The sequence below is a fragment of the Sporosarcina sp. P18a genome (assembly GCF_002743135.1).
Taxonomy (GTDB): Bacteria; Bacillota; Bacilli; order Bacillales_A; family Planococcaceae; genus Sporosarcina.
Genome location: NZ_PDYQ01000001.1, coordinates 1,263,642 through 1,280,536, shown reverse-complemented (window position 1 = coordinate 1,280,536; position 16,895 = coordinate 1,263,642). Strand labels below are relative to the sequence as shown.

General features: G+C 41.7%; 17 protein-coding genes. All 17 read left to right on the top strand.

From position 1 onward, the window contains the following. The 17 genes from smc to dprA all read left to right on the top strand — a co-directional run bounded on the left by smc (position 1) and on the right by dprA (position 16,863). On the top strand, positions 1-3,558 hold the full coding sequence (smc, locus tag CSV75_RS06515) for a chromosome segregation protein SMC (RefSeq protein ID WP_158231613.1): 3,558 nt from the start codon (positions 1-3) through the stop codon (positions 3,556-3,558). Between the two features lie 12 nt (positions 3,559-3,570). Then, positions 3,571-4,593, top strand: coding sequence for a signal recognition particle-docking protein FtsY (ftsY, locus tag CSV75_RS06510; protein WP_099675150.1), 1,023 nt, complete (start codon positions 3,571-3,573; stop codon positions 4,591-4,593). A gap of 63 nt (positions 4,594-4,656) precedes the next feature. Next, a complete protein-coding gene (locus CSV75_RS06505) occupies positions 4,657-4,983 on the top strand; it encodes a putative DNA-binding protein (protein WP_099675149.1) in 327 nt (108 codons plus the stop codon). Between the two features lie 12 nt (positions 4,984-4,995). Next, the gene (ffh, locus tag CSV75_RS06500; protein WP_099630894.1) at positions 4,996-6,351 is read left to right on the top strand and encodes a signal recognition particle protein; all 1,356 of its coding nucleotides are present in this window, start codon (positions 4,996-4,998) and stop codon (positions 6,349-6,351) included. A gap of 92 nt (positions 6,352-6,443) precedes the next feature. Next, complete coding sequence (rpsP, locus tag CSV75_RS06495; protein WP_029052320.1) at positions 6,444-6,716, top strand: 30S ribosomal protein S16; 273 nt, start codon at positions 6,444-6,446, stop codon at positions 6,714-6,716. Between the two features lie 15 nt (positions 6,717-6,731). Next, positions 6,732-6,965, top strand: coding sequence for a KH domain-containing protein (locus CSV75_RS06490; RefSeq protein ID WP_099630895.1), 234 nt, complete (start codon positions 6,732-6,734; stop codon positions 6,963-6,965). 76 nt (positions 6,966-7,041) lie between these two features. Then, positions 7,042-7,557 (top strand): ribosome maturation factor RimM, encoded by a 516-nt coding sequence (gene rimM, locus CSV75_RS06485; RefSeq protein WP_099675148.1) that lies wholly within the window; start codon positions 7,042-7,044, stop codon positions 7,555-7,557. After that, on the top strand, positions 7,557-8,294 hold the full coding sequence (gene trmD / locus CSV75_RS06480; RefSeq protein WP_099675347.1) for a tRNA (guanosine(37)-N1)-methyltransferase TrmD: 738 nt from the start codon (positions 7,557-7,559) through the stop codon (positions 8,292-8,294). The genes rimM and trmD overlap by 1 nt, the downstream gene beginning before the upstream one ends. Positions 8,295-8,421: 127 nt before the next feature. Next, positions 8,422-8,766: a 50S ribosomal protein L19 gene (gene rplS / locus CSV75_RS06475; RefSeq protein ID WP_099630898.1), complete on the top strand. Its 345-nt coding sequence runs from the start codon at positions 8,422-8,424 to the stop codon at positions 8,764-8,766. Between the two features lie 103 nt (positions 8,767-8,869). After that, complete coding sequence (lepB, locus tag CSV75_RS06470; RefSeq protein WP_369802711.1) at positions 8,870-9,436, top strand: signal peptidase I; 567 nt, start codon at positions 8,870-8,872, stop codon at positions 9,434-9,436. 18 nt (positions 9,437-9,454) lie between these two features. Continuing rightward, positions 9,455-10,309: a ribosome biogenesis GTPase YlqF gene (ylqF, locus tag CSV75_RS06465; protein ID WP_099635937.1), complete on the top strand. Its 855-nt coding sequence runs from the start codon at positions 9,455-9,457 to the stop codon at positions 10,307-10,309. Positions 10,310-10,424: 115 nt separating this feature from the next. After that, on the top strand, positions 10,425-11,198 hold the full coding sequence (locus tag CSV75_RS06460) for a ribonuclease HII (protein ID WP_099675147.1): 774 nt from the start codon (positions 10,425-10,427) through the stop codon (positions 11,196-11,198). Then, on the top strand, positions 11,195-13,411 hold the full coding sequence (locus tag CSV75_RS06455; protein WP_099675146.1) for a hypothetical protein: 2,217 nt from the start codon (positions 11,195-11,197) through the stop codon (positions 13,409-13,411). Before CSV75_RS06460 ends, CSV75_RS06455 begins: the two co-directional genes overlap by 4 nt. Next, positions 13,408-13,695, top strand: a complete 288-nt coding sequence (locus CSV75_RS06450; RefSeq protein WP_099630903.1) for an EscU/YscU/HrcU family type III secretion system export apparatus switch protein — start codon at positions 13,408-13,410, stop codon at positions 13,693-13,695. The genes CSV75_RS06455 and CSV75_RS06450 overlap by 4 nt, the downstream gene beginning before the upstream one ends. A gap of 134 nt (positions 13,696-13,829) precedes the next feature. Further along, positions 13,830-14,990: an ADP-forming succinate--CoA ligase subunit beta gene (sucC, locus tag CSV75_RS06445; protein WP_099630904.1), complete on the top strand. Its 1,161-nt coding sequence runs from the start codon at positions 13,830-13,832 to the stop codon at positions 14,988-14,990. An 18-nt stretch (positions 14,991-15,008) separates the two neighbouring features. Beyond that, positions 15,009-15,911 carry a succinate--CoA ligase subunit alpha gene (gene sucD, locus CSV75_RS06440; RefSeq protein WP_099675145.1) on the top strand — a complete coding sequence of 301 codons (903 nt, stop codon included), beginning with the start codon at positions 15,009-15,011 and terminating at the stop codon, positions 15,909-15,911. Positions 15,912-15,984: 73 nt separating this feature from the next. Further along, positions 15,985-16,863, top strand: coding sequence for a DNA-processing protein DprA (gene dprA, locus CSV75_RS06435; protein ID WP_099675144.1), 879 nt, complete (start codon positions 15,985-15,987; stop codon positions 16,861-16,863). Positions 16,864-16,895: the final 32 nt, after the last annotated feature.

The window sequence follows — 16,895 nt, the reverse complement described above, 5'->3', positions numbered from 1 at the left end:
GTGTTTTTGAAGAGGCTGGAAATCGCAGGCTTTAAATCTTTCGCGGAAAAAATCCATATAGACTTTGTACCAGGAGTAACGGCCATCGTAGGACCTAACGGAAGTGGAAAGAGTAATATTATTGATGCGATTCGTTGGGTGCTCGGTGAACAATCTGCAAAATCATTGCGTGGCAGTAAAATGGAAGACGTCATTTTTGCAGGCAGTGACTCACGGAAAGCAGTTAACTTTGCAGAAGTCACACTCATTTTGGATAATACTCAAAATCTATTTCCGCTTGATTACACGGAAATCAGTGTAACTAGAAGGGTTTTTCGATCTGGAGATAGCGCATATCTTTTGAACGGCCAGACTTGTAGGTTAAAAGACATCACCACGCTATTTATGGATTCGGGTTTGGGTAAAGAAGCATTCTCCATTATTTCGCAAGGTCGGGTAGATGAGATCTTGAATAGCCGTGCTGATGAAAGACGCAATGTCTTTGACGAAGCGGCAGGTGTCTTGAAGTATAAAACCCATAAACAGCAAGCGGAGCATAAATTATTTGAGACGACCGATAATTTAGATCGTGTACTGGATATATTAAAAGAAATTGATGATCGACTTGTTCCTCTTAAAAAAGAAGCAGGTTCGGCTCGTAAAGCGTCAAATTTGCGTTCTGAACTTCGAGAGGCAGATGTTAGTTTACTCCATCACGACGCTTCTACTTTGCAACAGCAGATTTCTGAAAAAGCGGCGGTTGTGAAAAATGATGAAGCTGAACAGCGAAAGATTTCGGATACTCTTACACAATATGAAAACGATCTGGATATTGACAAGAAGGTTCTTATGAAAGTAGAGCTTCAACTGGATGAATTCCAAAATGAATTGATTAAACAGACAGCGGAAGCTGAAAAGTGGGAAGGTAGAAGATTGCTGTCCGTTGAAAAGACACGCAATACGAAGCAGCAAGTGGAGCGTATTAGACAAGAGCTGCAATCTGCAGAAGACACTCAACGAATGGCAAAAGATAAACATCGTGCTATGCAGATGAAGCAGAAAACTGCTCAGCATGAACTTGAAGAAGTGACGAAAGAAAGTAAGCAAGTCACGGCCATGTTAAACAGTTCATTAAAAGAAACAGAACAGCAAATTGAACAGTTGAAATCAGTCTATATTGAGCGCCTCAATGAGGAAGCCACTGTGCGCAGTGAAATCAGGCATGTAGAGGAGCGGCTTCAGGGAGAAAAGTCTTCTACAGAAAAGATTACCGTTCAAACTACATTACTTTCCGAACGCAAACAGCAATTAGCTAAAGAACAGCAAGAAAAAAATGAGCAAAAAAAGACTGTTCAGAAACAGCTAGATGAGCTAGAGAAGTCAGCTAGAGCTTGTCAGCAACAATTAACAGAAGAAGAGCAACGTCTATCTACGCAACAGCAAATTCTGCAGAAAGCATTGCGTAAACAATCCGAAATGCAAGGAAGACTCCGTGCCCTAGAAAGTCTTGAAAAGGATTTTTCGGGATTCTATTCTGGTGTCAAAGAAGTACTCCATGCAAAGAAACAACAACGTATTCAAGGGATCGAAGGAGCTGTAGTGGAACTCATTAAGACGGAGCCTGCCTATACTAAGGCAATTGAAACAGCCCTTGGCGGTGCTATGCAACACATCATTACTACGACTGAGCATGATGCAAGACGAGCCATCGGTTATTTAAAAACGAAAAACTTCGGTCGCGCTACGTTTCTTCCTATGGATATCTTGAAGCCGCGTGAGCTTCCTATAAATAGCCGACACGTACTCTCTCAACAGCAGGGCTTCATCGGTACGGCATTTGAACTCATTCAAACGTCATCGGCATATGAGTCGGTTGCCAAAAACTTATTGGGTCAGACGATTATTGCCAATGATCTTGAAGCTGCATCAGGTTTAGCTAAAACGATAGGACACCGCTATCGCATAGTGACACTTGATGGGGATATTATAAACGCAGGCGGTTCATTGACCGGTGGCGGTGCGAAAGGGCAGACCACGCTATTTTCCCGCAAGGCTGAGCTGGAGACTCTTACCAATCAACTGCAAAAAATGGATGAATCTATTCAACAAGCTACTGCACAAACGTCCGAAACTCGTAATTTAGTGGGTGCGAGTTTACATCTTCGTGATCAATTGCGCGTAAAGTTAGAGGAAACCCAACAGAAAAAGTCCATCATTCATGCGTCATTACAAGAAACCGAAATGGAATTGCGTTCTGTCGACATGGAAATATCCACAATTGAAATCGGACGTACTGACACAGTCTCTGCAGAAAAGCAGTTATCAACTAAAAAACAAAATTTACAAACTCGGCATGAAGTATTGAAAAGTGAACTTCAAGAGACGTTAGAAAAGCTAGAAGGTTTAGAAAGACTAGTAGAGAATAGACGCGAAGAACAACAATCATTGCAGAAGAGATTGTATGACTTACAGCAAAAAAGTGCTGTATTAAAAGAGCAGAACGCCTATCATTCAAGCAGTATATTGGAAACCATCACTCAAATAGATGAGTTGGAGTCGACAATTAGCCGCTTGCAAGAAGAACAGCACTATGTGCAGGAGTTTGTGATCGGTAAGGAATTAACACCTGAAGAAATAGAGAAGCAAAGTCAGCAAGCAAATGATACAAAAAAACACTTGAAACAAACGATTGAGATAGAAAAAGCTAAGCGTGTTCAGCAAGCTACACGTGTTCGTGATCATGAAGAGCGTATAAAAATGATCAGACAACAGGCAGGTATTATTTCCGAACGCTTGAACACACTGAGGATTCAGTTATCCAGGCTTGAAACACAGTTTGAAACGGTCAAAGATCGACTGGATGAAGAGTATGGCTTACGACCGAATGAATTGTATTTTGAATCATTGGATATTCCGCTACTACGCAAGACGGTAGAAGATTGTAAGCAACAACTAGCTATAATAGGACCTGTCAACCCGAATGCAATTCAGGAATTCGAAGAAGTATCTGAGCGTCATGAGTTTTTACAATCACAACGGAATGACTTGGTCGAAGCTAAAAATACGTTACAAGAAGCTATGGCGGAAATGGATCAGGAAATGAAGAGTCGCTTCGAGACGACGTTTGAAGCAATCCGCAGCCATTTTCGCCGCGTGTTTAAGGATATGTTCGGTGGGGGAGAAGCGGATCTTGTTTTAACGGATCCAACCAATTTACTGACTACCGGAATTGATATCATGGCACGACCTCCAGGAAAGAAGTTGCAGAATTTGCGTTTATTATCTGGCGGGGAACGTGCGTTAACTGTTATTTCCTTGCTGTTCTCTATTCTAGAAGTTCGGCCTGTACCCTTTTGCATATTAGATGAAGTGGAAGCAGCACTGGATGAAGCGAATGTGGTACGATATAGTAATTATTTAAAGAAAGTTTCGGATCAGACGCAATTCATCGTGATCACACATCGAAAAGGCACGATGGAGGGTGCAGACGTCCTATACGGCATTACGATGCAAGAATCAGGTGTTTCAAAATTGCTTTCTGTTAAACTATCTGAAGTGGCAGAAGAAATCAGTAGCTAAGGAGTGAAATGAATGTCTTTCTTCAAGAAGATTAAAGATAAAATATCAGGAACAAACGAAGCGGTAGCTGAGAAGTTTAAAGATGGACTGACCAAGACACGCGATTCATTTACATCGAAAGTAAACGATTTAGTGTTTAGATTCCGTGTCGTCGATGAAGAATTCTTCGAAGAACTGGAAGAATTATTACTTCAAGCGGATGTTGGTTTTGAAACCGTAATGGAATTAATTGATTTACTAAAAGAAGAAGTGCAACGTAAGAATATTAAAAACACGACAGGTATGCAGTCATTGATTTCTGAGAAGCTTGTAGAAATTTATAATTCAGGTGAAGCAGTTACCAGTGAATTGGATATCAAAGAAGGTAGACTAAACGTAATTTTGATGGTTGGCGTGAATGGTGTGGGTAAAACGACAACGATTGGTAAAATGGCTGCCCGCCTTAAAAAAGAAGGAAAAACCGTTATGTTAGCTGCTGGAGATACATTCCGCGCAGGTGCCATTGAACAGCTTGTTGTGTGGGGAGAGCGTACGGGCGTAGAAGTCGTACGCCAGGCGGAAGGTTCGGATCCAGCTGCCGTTATTTTTGATGCGGTGAAAGCAGCTAAGAAGCGTAACGTGGATGTTTTAATCTGTGATACAGCAGGTCGCTTACAAAATAAAGTGAACTTGATGAATGAGCTGGAAAAAGTACATCGCGTTATTGGCCGCGAAATTGAGGGGGCCCCTCATGAAGTATTGTTGGCATTGGATGCGACGACTGGACAGAACGCATTAATTCAAGCGCAGACATTTAACGAAGTAACGAATGTTACGGGTATTGTATTGACGAAACTAGACGGTACAGCGAAAGGTGGTATCGTGCTCGCGATTCGCAATAAGCTCGATATTCCGGTGAAGTTTGTTGGCCTTGGTGAAGGCATCGATGATTTACAACCTTTCGACCCGGAGAAATATGTCTATGGATTATTTGCGAACGGATTAGAAATGGAAGAAACAGATGATCATGAAGCTGAAATCGAAGAAGACAAGTAAAAGTACTTGACGGCAATACACATGCGCGATACTATATAATAGTGACTGAAGGGGGTCGTGATCTTGCTTGAAAAAACGACAAGAGTGAACTTCCTCTTTGATTTTTATCAATCATTATTAACTGACAAACAACGTTTATATATGCAATTATATTATTTAGATGATCTTTCTCTCGGTGAAATCGCTGAACAATATGGTGTATCGAGACAGGCTGTGTATGACAATGTGAAACGGACTGAGGCAATGCTCGAAGATTACGAGAAGAAACTCAATCTGTTCGAAAAGCATGAAGGTCGACTTGAAATTGTAGAGTTGCTAGAAGAAATGGTGCCTACCGATAATTCAAATCGCTTCATGAAATTGCTACATACCTTAAAAGACTTTGAATAGGGGGGATTGTCTATGGCATTTGAAGGTCTAGCCGAACGCCTGCAAGTAACAATGAACAAAATTACGGGCAAAGGTAAAATTAACGAAGCTGACGTAAAAGAAATGATGCGTGAAGTACGTTTTGCACTAATTGAAGCAGACGTTAACTTGAAAGTCGTTAAACAATTTGTCAAGACGGTCAGCGAGCGCTCAGTAGGTCAGGATGTAATGAAGAGTTTGACACCTGGTCAGCAAGTGGTAAAAATCGTAAAAGACGAATTAACGAATCTAATGGGTGGAGAACAAAATCCCATTCAATTCGCGCGTAAATCGCCTACGGTCATCATGATGGTAGGTTTGCAAGGTGCAGGTAAAACAACAACTACCGGTAAATTGGCTACAGTTTTACGTAAAAAACATAATAAGAAACCTTTGCTTGTAGCGGCAGATATATATCGCCCAGCAGCGATCCAACAACTCGAAACCTTAGGTAAACAGATCACTGTGCCCGTATTTTCTATGGGTACCGATCAGTCTCCTGTTGAAATTGCTCGCAAAGCAATGGAAGAGGCAGAACGTGAGCATAATGACGTCGTAATCATTGATACTGCAGGTAGACTCCATGTAGATGAAGAACTTATGCAAGAATTGAAAGATATTCGAGAGTTAACGAATCCTGATGAAGTATTCCTCGTAGTGGATGCCATGACAGGTCAAGACGCTGTCAACGTGGCAAAAAGTTTCGATGAGACAATCGGAATCACTGGCGTCATTTTGACAAAACTTGATGGGGATACACGTGGTGGTGCAGCGTTATCAATTCGTACCGTTACTGAAAAGCCTATCAAATTTGTCGGTATGGGTGAGAAGATGGATGCACTTGAACCATTCCATCCAGAACGTATGGCGTCACGAATACTTGGCATGGGCGATGTCATGTCTTTGATTGAAAAAGCACAAGAAAATGTTGATGAGGATAAAGCGAAAGAGTTAGAGCAGAAATTACGCACTCAAAGCTTTACACTTGACGATTTTCTTGATCAAATGCAACAGGTGAAAAAAATGGGACCACTCGACGAAATTTTAAAAATGATGCCGGGTGCAAACAAGATCAAAGGACTCGACAATGCCAAAGTGGATGAGAGTCAAATGGGTCGTGTGGAAGCTGTCATTTATTCCATGACGCTTGCAGAACGGGAAAACCCGGAAATTATTAATGCGAGTCGAAAAAAACGAATTGCTACAGGGTCTGGAACTTCTACCCAGGAAGTCAACCGTTTGCTAAAGCAGTTTGAAGAAATGAAAAAAATGGTTAAGCAAATGACCAACATGCAACAAAAAGGTAAGAAAAAAGGTAAAATGCCTGGTTTTGATGCGTTTTTTAAATAAAATAGAGGGTGTTAAGAAAAAAACCTTTACAAACAAATAAAAACTTGGTAATATACTATCTTGTGTGAAACTATTCGGAGGTGTAGATAATAATGGCAGTTAAAATTCGTCTAAAACGTATGGGAGCTAAGAGATCTCCTTTTTATCGTATTGTAGTAGCTGATGCACGTGCACCACGTGACGGCCGTCAAATCGATCAGGTTGGTACATACAACCCGCTTACAAAGCCAGCAACAGTTGAAATCAACGAAGAATTGGCTTTGAAATGGCTTCAAGATGGAGCTAAACCATCTGATACAGTTCGTAACTTGTTCTCAGAACAAGGTATCATGGAAAAATTCCATAACGCTAAATACAGCAAGTAATTTGGAGGGGTGGACATGAAGCAGCTGATTGAAACAGTTGTAAAACCGTTAGTCGATTACCCGGACGACGTGAAAGTGGTATCTGAAGAACAGTCTCAACGAGTCGTTTATCAGTTATCAGTGAATGCGGAGGATATGGGTAAAGTGATCGGGAAACAAGGTCGTGTGGCAAAAGCGATCCGTACGATTGTTTACTCAGCAGCAGGCAGCCACCACGGCAAAAAAGTGTATTTGGATATCTTGGATTGATCCAAAAGGAAGGAGCCTCGGTTCCTTCCTTTTTTGCACGTATAAATACTTTTACTCATATAATGGAGGCGAAATAATGGAATGGTTTAATGTAGGCACGATTGTGAATACGCATGGTATTAAAGGTGAAGTTCGTGTAATGTCCAAAACAGATTTCCCAGATGAGCGATATGAAGTGGGAAGTGAGCTCGCGATCTTCATGCCGAAAAGCAAAACACCTACGTTTGTGAAGGTGATCAGTCATCGGAAGCATAAAAACTTTGATTTACTTATGTTTGAAGGCTATCCGAATATCAATGACGTAGAGAAGTTCCGAGACGGCGTAATCAAGGTCTCAGAGAAGGAATTGACAGAACTCGGAGAAAATGAATTTTACCATCATGAAATCATTGGGTGCCGCGTGATTACAGAAACTGGAGATGAGATCGGCACGGTTTCTGAAATTATTGAAACAGGCGCAAATGATGTATGGGAGGTAACGCCTGCTGAAGGCAAGCCGCATTATATCCCGTATATCGAAGATGTGGTTAAAGATGTGGATATAGATAAGCGAATTATCCAGATCGAATTGATGGATGGGTTGCTTTCATGATGAAAATCGATGTGCTTTCATTGTTCCCCGAGATGTTTGAAGGTGTCCTTCATTCTTCAATCATGAAAAAAGCGCAAGAACAACAGGCCGCATCGTTTAAGGTTACGGATTTTCGTGACTATGCAACAAATAAACATAGAAAAGTGGATGATTATCCGTACGGAGGTGGCGCGGGAATGGTACTAAAACCCGAACCTCTCTTTGCGGCTGTAGATGCTGTCACAAGTTCGAGCAATAGTAAGCCGCGCGTTATCTTAATGTGTCCGCAAGGCGAACGGTTCACGCAGAAGAAAGCGGAAGAACTAGCGAAAGAGCAACATCTTGTTTTCATTTGTGGTCACTATGAAGGATACGATGAAAGAATTCGTGAACATCTGGCTACGGATGAAATTTCACTTGGCGATTTTGTATTAACGGGCGGCGAGGTAGCTTCTATGGCCATCATTGATAGTGTAGTGAGGTTACTCCCTGACGTTCTAGGAAACGATCAATCGGCTGTCCACGATTCATTTTCAACGGGTATGCTAGAACATCCACAATACACTCGACCCGCTACATTCAACGGCTTTGAAGTGCCTCCTGTGCTGTTGTCGGGCAATCATGCAGAGATTGATAAGTGGAGGGAAGAGCAGGCATTCCTACGCACGGCACAGCGTCGTCCAGAATTATTGCAAGAAGCACCCTTAACGGATTACCAGAAAAAACTCTATCAGCAATGGATACAAAAAAGAGACTAAATTTGCTTGATTCGTTAACAGGCGTGTGCTATGATTTATTAAGCGCTTTTTAAGAGCGTCTATTTTACTGTTGTTCCGCTGCAAAGCAAAACGTGCAAGAGCATCAGAAAAGAAGGAGAGAAAAAACATGCAAAAACTAATTGCAGATATTACAAAAGAGCAGTTGCGCACTGAACACCCTTCATTCCGTCCTGGCGATACACTTCGCTTGCACGTGAAGATCATCGAGGGAACTCGTGAGCGTATCCAGTTATTCGAAGGTATTGTTATCAAACGTCGCGGTGGCGGAATCAGCGAAACTTTCACTGTACGTAAAATTTCAAATGGTGTTGGAGTGGAACGTACATTCCCATTACACACGCCTAAGCTAGCTCAAATTGAAGTAACTCGTCGCGGTAAAGTTCGTCGTGCGAAGTTGTACTACCTACGTAAACTACGTGGTAAAGCAGCGCGTATCAAAGAACTCCGCTAATAAGATAAACAGAAACGAAGGGGGCCTTGCATTTGGCCTCCTTTCTTTTTGCTCAGAAAGACAATTGGCTGTACAATAAAAACAGACAGGGCAGGAGGCTGGATTGATGGAAGAGAAAAAAACGAGAAGTGAAGGACTGGAATGGATTAAAGCATTATTGATCGCATTTGGATTAGCCGCCATTATTCGTATCTTTTTATTCACACCAATCGTCGTTGACGGTATTTCTATGATGCCAACATTGGAACATGGTGACCGCATGATCGTTAATAAAATCGGTTATACGATTGGTGAACCGCATCGTTTTGATATCGTAGTATTCCATGCACCCGAGCAGAAAGATTATATTAAACGTGTAATTGGACTGCCAGGCGATACAGTGGAATATAAAGATGATGTACTCTATGTAAATGGTAAAGCATATGAAGAGCCGTACCTTGATCAATATAAATCGGAAGTACAAGATGGTACGCTGACGGAAGATTTTACACTACAGGATGTACCGCAAATCGATGCAGAAACAGTGCCTGAAGATCACATATTTGTAATGGGTGATAATCGTCGGAAAAGTAAAGATTCTAGACATATAGGTGCAGTCTCAATCGATGAAGTCATCGGTAGTACCAGTGTAGTATTCTGGCCGATTAAAGATTTTGGTCTTGTGAAATAATGAAAGGAGACGATTCGAATGACTATTCAATGGTTTCCGGGCCATATGGCGAAAGCGAGACGAGAAGTCTCAGAAAAACTTAAGTTAGTTGATATTGTATTTGAATTAATTGATGCTAGATTGCCACTTTCCTCACGTAATCCTATGATAGACGAAGTAACCCAGCAAAAACCAAGATTGCTTATTTTGAATAAAATGGACTTGGCGGATGAAGTTCAAACTAAACGTTGGATTGCCTACTTTGAAAATCAAGGCTTACGCACAGTGGCGATCAATTCATTTGAAGGGAAAGGTCTCCAAACAGTCACCAAAGCCGCTAAAGAAATCCTGCAGCCGAAATATGACCGCATGAAGCAGCGAGGCATACGTCCTGGAGCCATCCGTGCAATGATTGTCGGCATTCCCAATGTCGGAAAATCTACTTTGATTAACCGATTAGCGAAGAAAAATATCGCTAAAACAGGAAATAAGCCAGGTGTAACCAAAGCGCAACAATGGATTAAATTTGAGAAAGAATTAGAACTTCTTGATACACCGGGAGTCCTATGGCCGAAGTTTGAAGACCAGAATGTAGGGTATAAGTTAGCGTTAACAGGTGCCATTAAGGACTCAGTATTGAATATGGAAGAGCTTGCAGTATATGGACTTCGATTTTTAGAGTCGCATTATCCTGAAAGACTAGCACAGCGTTATGAAATGACAACGGTGGGCGATAATATTCAATCATTGTTTAATAAAATCGGTGAACGTCGAAAAGTATATACGGTTGGTGGAGAAATTGACTATGACAAAGTAGCAGAAATGATCGTACAAGACATCCGTGACCAGCAAGTAGGTAAATTAACATTCGATTTCCCTGAAGAATTCGAATGACTAGAAGCAACGGCTTGGAACTCTGTTTCCGAACCGTTGCTTTTTTGTCGAAAAAATCATGTAGAAACCGATATACTACTTAGACAATCATATTTTAGATGGACAGGTGAAGAAAATGACAACGATACAGCAAATAAAAAATCAATTAGCGGAGTTACAAGAACCGAATGATTGGCTTACAGAACTTGAAGCGGACAGTAGAAAAGGCGTCCAGCAAGCAATTAGTCAATGGCGCACTCGATACGAAAAAAAACAAGCGATTATTCAAGAATTTCAAAAGAAAATAGCCTTTGACGATTCATATAGATCTTCACGCGTTGTATTGGTTGCAGGAATTGACGAGGCGGGAAGAGGACCGTTAGCGGGGCCGGTAGTTACAGCTGCCGTTATACTACCTGAGGATTGCACTGCCCTAATTGGATTAGACGACTCGAAAAAAGTTTCTAAGGAGAAAAGAGAAGAATTCGCCCGCCTGATTAAGGAACAGGCAGTGGCGTACGCTATACACGTGCAGCCTGTTAAAGTAATTGATGAATTGAATATATACCAAGCAACAAAGGAATCGATGGAGATAGCTATAAGTGAACTTCGGGTAGCGCCCCATGTAGTGATAGCAGACGCAATGAATCTACAGACAGCATGTCTGTGTTACTCCGTCATAAAAGGAGATGAAAAAAGCTTAACTATCGCAGCAGCTTCTATATTAGCGAAAACAACACGTGACGCTCTAATGAATGAATTACACGAGGAGTTCCCTTGGTATGGATTTAATGAAAATGCCGGATATGGAACGGCGAAACATCTACAAGGACTTGAAACGCATGGACTTTGTGAACATCATCGCAAATCTTTCGAACCGATTAAAACGATGTGGAGGAATCGACAATGAATTTACATTCATTATCTGCTTCATCTGCAAGGGCTATTACGGAAACCCAACCGTTATCTCTAAAAGAAGGACAAATGATACACGGAAAGGTTACACAATTATTTCCTGGTCAAATGGCGCAAGTGCAAGTTGGAAATCAGCAGTTATATGCTAAATTGGAAGTGCCGATGCAAGCAGGAGATCATTATTACTTCAAGGTCAATGGCACTGAACCTGAATTACAGTTACAGGTCATTTCTGGTCCGATGCGTGGAGAAAGCCAGTCATCACAACTAACCCAGTTAATGGAGTCATTACATGTACCTAAAACACAGGAAATGAAAGATATACTCGCGACAATTATCAAGCAAAAAATTCCTATGACAAAAGAAAATATACTAGAGGCTGTCAGCCTTCTGAAATCGTTACCGGATGGAATGAAAGCGGAGGCACTAACGACGCTCGGTAAAATAGCTGAAGCGAAACTACCTTTCACGCCAGCTATATTTCAATCACTCCTACAAGTTCAGACAAGCACGATTGCGCAGCAATTGACGACTTTGCTAGCCGGCATACAAAGCGACTCTAATCTCCCTTCAGCGATGCGTGAGCAACTTCTGGCGACCATTCAATCTCTTTCCTCTCCTTTAAGCACCGTGATAGGGAAAGAACTGCTGAATCAAAGTGTAGCCCAACTGCTAAATCCACAAGCTACTCAAGCAGATCGATTTACCGCGCTACAGTTATTGAAAAATGCCGCTATATTGCCTGCTCAAACATCGTTGGCCAATTTGCCACAAGTGATGGCTGAGCTGGTCACAAAAGCGAATACACAAACTGACTATGCTACTGACGACATGATAAATCAAAGGGATTCTAATAAAGCTATACATTCTTTAGTGAGTCAACTGAGTCAAACGCCTGCTACAAATCAACAAACAATAAAAGCGCTTGTGCAAAATATCACACAACAACTATTCGACGTAGCACTACCAGAACATGTGAAAAACACGTTGCGGACTGTAATTAATCAGTTAAACCAACAGCCGCTGACAGCTAGTTCTAAAGCTGCTATCGTTGAGCAATTCACTAAAGTATTGACTCAAGCCACTGCGACACCAACAACCGCACCGTTAGCACCAAGTAGCATTGCGCGACAAGCTACAGTTATCCCTGCAACTGTGCAAGCGGTCCAAGCGGCCATAAGTCAAATAAGCCAATCGCCAGTATCTGACCAAGAAACAATCAAAGTGAATATGCAGCACCTAACACAACAGATGAGTAATAATTCCGCTTTACCTGAATCAATGAAACAAGCATTGCAAAATATATTGAATCAATTTGTGCAACAACCAGTGACAGAGGGAGCAAAAACAGCACTAGTTGAACAGCTTAGTCACACATTGATCCAACAAGCGAGTAGGCAGGATGTGCCAGTTCAGCAGCAACCGGTCATGAAGGAAGTACAACAGTCAGTCCAGTCACTCTTACTACCATTTGATCAAGCGGATGAGGCAATTCGTGCATTAATGCAAACGGCCGAAAAATCGGGGAATATTCTAGTAAAACAACTGATCCAGACAGCTGAAGCTCAAGTGTCACAGGCGATGAACGGTGTGGTCATGAAAGAGGCTATACAACATGTATTAAGTACACTAGGCGTGAATTACGAGGCGATGCTCGGGGGGAAAGAACCTGATATCGCACATTTGGCTAGCACATTAAAACCACAGTTACTGAGCATGCTACAGGATCCTTCGCTATCCCCGCCACTGCGTGATGCAGCAGAGGCAATGGTGTTTCGCATGAATGGGACTTTACTACAGTCAGGGGATTTAGGCGCGCAACAACAGCTGATCATGCAACTACCTCTCGAAATGTTCGGCAAGAAAATCGATGCTACGTTGCAATGGAATAGTCGAATGAAAGAAAACGGAAAAATTGACCCGGCCTTTGCGCGAATATTATTTTATTTGGAATTGGAATCACTGTCGACGACCTTGGTTGATATGAATGTGCAAGACAAAGTGGTAAACTTGACGATTTTTAATGATATACCTTCCTTAAAAGTAGTAGGGACCGATTTTCAAGATCAATTAAAAGAAGGTCTTGAAGGAGTCGGCTATAAACTGTCGGGTATTACTTTTAAACCATTCACGGAAAAACAGCAAGAGGTCAAATTATCAGCTAGTACCTTCCAATCAGATGAGGGAGGAGTAGATTTCAAAATATGAGAGAAGAACAACGTTTTACTAGAAAAGAGGCCATTGCACTATCCTATGACCCTGAAGTTTCGGATGCCCCGAAAGTAATAGCTAAAGGAAAAGGAAAAATTGCGGAGAATATTCTCGAGCGTGCGCAAGAACATGCTATTCCCGTACAACAAGATCCGAGTCTGCTGGAATTGCTTGGTCAATTAAATGTCAACGAAACGATACCTGAAGAACTATATCAAGCGGTATCGGAAGTATTTGCCTATATCTATCGTTTAGATCGTGAAAAAGGTAGTGTGAAGTAAGCGCGTATTTAAATTGTTGGAAATTAAAGAATTTTGATTTGCAATAGCGATTCTTGGACAATGTGTGACAGTTTGATTACAATAAAGCAGTAGTTGAACATCAAGCAATTGTAAAACGAATGGAGGCAGTACGTATGAACATCCATGAATATCAAGGGAAGCAGTTATTGAGAGATTACGGAGTAGCTGTTTCAAAAGGCCGTGTCGCGTTTTCTCCAAAAGAAGCAATGGCAGTGGCAAAAGAGATCGGTACAGTACCTATTGTGGTAAAAGCCCAAATACATGCAGGTGGACGAGGTAAAGCAGGCGGAGTCAAAATTGTAAAAACTCTTGACGAAGTGCGTGCAGTAGCAGCCGATTTAATTGGCAAGCAACTCGTAACACACCAAACAGGTCCTAAAGGACAAGAAATAAAGCGTCTTCTTGTTGAAGAAGGAATTGATATCGAAAAAGAATTTTATATTGGTCTTGTCGTTGACCGCGCAACAGATCGAGTTACGTTGATGGGATCTGCAGAAGGCGGCGTGGAAATCGAAGAAGTGGCAGAAAATAATCCCGAAAAGATTTTCTATGAAGTAATCGACCCAGTAGTTGGATTGGTTCCTTTCCAAGCACGTCGTATGGCGTTTAATATGGAAATTCCTAGCAACTTAATCAATAAAGCAGTCAGCTTTTTCTTAGGTTTATATAAAGTGTTCAGCGAAAAAGATGCATCGATTGTTGAAATTAATCCTTTGGTTGTTACAAAAGACCAGCGTGTACTTGCATTGGATGCGAAATTCAACTTTGATGACAATGCTACATTCCGTCATAAAGATATTATGGAATTACGCGACTTTGATGAAGAGGATCCGAAAGAAATTGAAGCATCGAAGTATGACCTGAGCTATATTTCTCTTGACGGAAACATTGGCTGCATGGTAAATGGAGCCGGTTTAGCGATGGCTACAATGGATACGATCCACTACTACGGCGGAGAACCCGCTAACTTCTTAGATGTTGGGGGCGGTGCAAAGAAAGAAAAAGTAGCAGCCGCTTTCAAAATCATTTTATCCGATCCAAAAGTTAAAGGTATTTTCGTTAATATCTTTGGTGGAATAATGAAATGTGACGTAATTGCTGAAGGTGTTATTGAGGCAGCTAAAGAAGTTGGTCTTCAAGTACCTCTTGTCGTACGTCTTGAAGGAACGAATGTAGAACGCGGGAAAGCCTTGCTACAAGAATCCGGCATCAATATCGTTGCAGCGGATTCTATGGCAGAGGGCGCGAAAAAAATCGTTGAGTTGATAGGATAAGAAAGGCAGGTACAAATCATGAGTATTTATGTGAATAAAGATACAAAAGTAATTGTACAAGGAATTACAGGTTCCACTGCCCTGTTCCACACACAGCAAATGTTGGAATATGGTACGAAAATTGTCGCTGGCGTAACGCCTGGTAAAGGCGGTCAGACGGCGGAAGGTGTGCCGGTATTTGACACTGTGGAAGAAGCAGTAAAAGAAACAGGTGCAACAGTTTCCATTATTTATGTACCTGCACCGTATGCGGCAGATGCCATTATGGAAGGCGTCGACGCAGGACTAGACATGACAATCTGTATTACGGAGCATATTCCAGTCTTAGATATGATCAAAGTGAAACGTTATATGGAAGGCAAAAAGACACGATTGATTGGTCCAAACTGTCCAGGCGTTATTACGGCAGACGAGACGAAAATCGGTATTATGCCAGGTTATATTCATACTAAAGGGCATGTGGGCGTAGTTTCTCGTTCAGGTACACTGACTTATGAAGCAGTTCACCAGTTAACTCAAGAAGGCATTGGTCAAACTACAGCTGTCGGAATTGGTGGAGACCCGGTAAATGGTACAAACTTTATCGATGTCTTGAAAGCGTTCAATGAAGATCCAGAAACTTATGCAGTCGTCATGATCGGTGAAATTGGTGGTACTGCAGAGGAAGAAGCAGCCGCTTGGATCAAAGAAAATATGACGAAGCCTGTAGTAGGCTTTATCGGTGGTCAAACTGCACCTGAAGGCAAGCGTATGGGACACGCAGGTGCTATAATTTCCGGTGGTAAAGGTACAGCTGCTGATAAAATCAAAGCGCTACAAGCAGCGGATGTTCAAGTTGCTGATACACCTTCAGTCATAGGTGAAACATTAATCAAAGTCCTGAAAGAAAAAGGACTATACGAGAAATGTAAAACGAAGTAAACTAAAAGGAGTAGCTTAATTGCTACTCCTTTTTTCGTGCTCTTGCTTGTAGTGTCGAACAGAGGAGAATTCGATGCTCTATACCAATCAGCAACTACATTTACTGTACGTACATTATATCCATCCTGTACCTTTTAATCGTTTTACGAAGCTATTGCAGGAGAACCCTTTATTAGAGGATCTACATTCTTACTCGGCCCTTCAATGGTCGAATATTTTTAATTTGCCTATAGAGAGAATGAAACAATTCCCAGAGAAATATAGAGAAATTTCCCGTCTTCCTATAGTAGATATGCTGAAGATAAACCATGTGGTACCCATTACGTACTATCATTCGAATTATCCCGAAGAATTAAAGCAATTATGTGATCCGCCATCGGTTCTTTATACGAAAGGGAATAAACTTTTATTGAAAAAACATCCTCGTGTCGGAATAATCGGCTCCCGTACAGCTACGAGCTATTCCAAAATGGCGCTGGAATTTATTGTGCCACCACTCGTCGACCGTCAGATCCCAATTGTTTCAGGCTTAGCAGCCGGAGCTGACACGATGGCGCATCAAGCTGCGATCGACTATGGCGGGGAAACAATTGGCGTATTAGGTCATGGGTTTTCTCACATGTATCCGAAAAGGAATCAAAAAATAGCAGAAGAAATGGCGGAAAATCATTTACTTGTGACGGAGTATCCACCATACTTTCCACCAGCCAAATGGACATTTCCTATGCGTAATCGAATTATCAGTGGTTTATCTAACGTGCTAGTCATTACAGAATCTGTCGAAAGAAGCGGAACGATGAGTACCGTTGAGCATGCTCTCGATCATGGAAAAGAAATATTTGCAGTACCTGGTGCCATAGATTCCCCTCTTTCAGTAGGTCCAAATAAGCTGTTGGATGAAGGAGCCAAGCCGTTGTGGAGTGGTTATCAGATTATTGATTCTTTACTGTGATGGGGCATATCCTCTTTTTGTAAAATGTTTAA

Excerpts from the sequence above, each read along its gene's own strand:
- trmD (WP_099675347.1), top strand. The coding sequence starts at position 7,557 with ATGAAAATCGATGTGCTTTCATTGTTCCCCGAGATGTTTGAAGGTGTC.
- CSV75_RS06490 (WP_099630895.1), top strand. The coding sequence starts at position 6,732 with ATGAAGCAGCTGATTGAAACAGTTGTAAAACCGTTAGTCGATTACCCG.
- rplS (WP_099630898.1), top strand. The coding sequence starts at position 8,422 with ATGCAAAAACTAATTGCAGATATTACAAAAGAGCAGTTGCGCACTGAA.
- CSV75_RS06455 (WP_099675146.1), top strand. The coding sequence starts at position 11,195 with ATGAATTTACATTCATTATCTGCTTCATCTGCAAGGGCTATTACGGAA.
- sucC (WP_099630904.1), top strand. The coding sequence starts at position 13,830 with ATGAACATCCATGAATATCAAGGGAAGCAGTTATTGAGAGATTACGGA.
- sucD (WP_099675145.1), top strand. The coding sequence starts at position 15,009 with ATGAGTATTTATGTGAATAAAGATACAAAAGTAATTGTACAAGGAATT.
- ftsY (WP_099675150.1), top strand. The coding sequence starts at position 3,571 with ATGTCTTTCTTCAAGAAGATTAAAGATAAAATATCAGGAACAAACGAA.
- ylqF (WP_099635937.1), top strand. The coding sequence starts at position 9,455 with ATGACTATTCAATGGTTTCCGGGCCATATGGCGAAAGCGAGACGAGAA.
- dprA (WP_099675144.1), top strand. The coding sequence starts at position 15,985 with ATGCTCTATACCAATCAGCAACTACATTTACTGTACGTACATTATATC.
- CSV75_RS06460 (WP_099675147.1), top strand. The coding sequence starts at position 10,425 with ATGACAACGATACAGCAAATAAAAAATCAATTAGCGGAGTTACAAGAA.
- CSV75_RS06450 (WP_099630903.1), top strand. The coding sequence starts at position 13,408 with ATGAGAGAAGAACAACGTTTTACTAGAAAAGAGGCCATTGCACTATCC.
- rimM (WP_099675148.1), top strand. The coding sequence starts at position 7,042 with ATGGAATGGTTTAATGTAGGCACGATTGTGAATACGCATGGTATTAAA.
- rpsP (WP_029052320.1), top strand. The coding sequence starts at position 6,444 with ATGGCAGTTAAAATTCGTCTAAAACGTATGGGAGCTAAGAGATCTCCT.
- ffh (WP_099630894.1), top strand. The coding sequence starts at position 4,996 with ATGGCATTTGAAGGTCTAGCCGAACGCCTGCAAGTAACAATGAACAAA.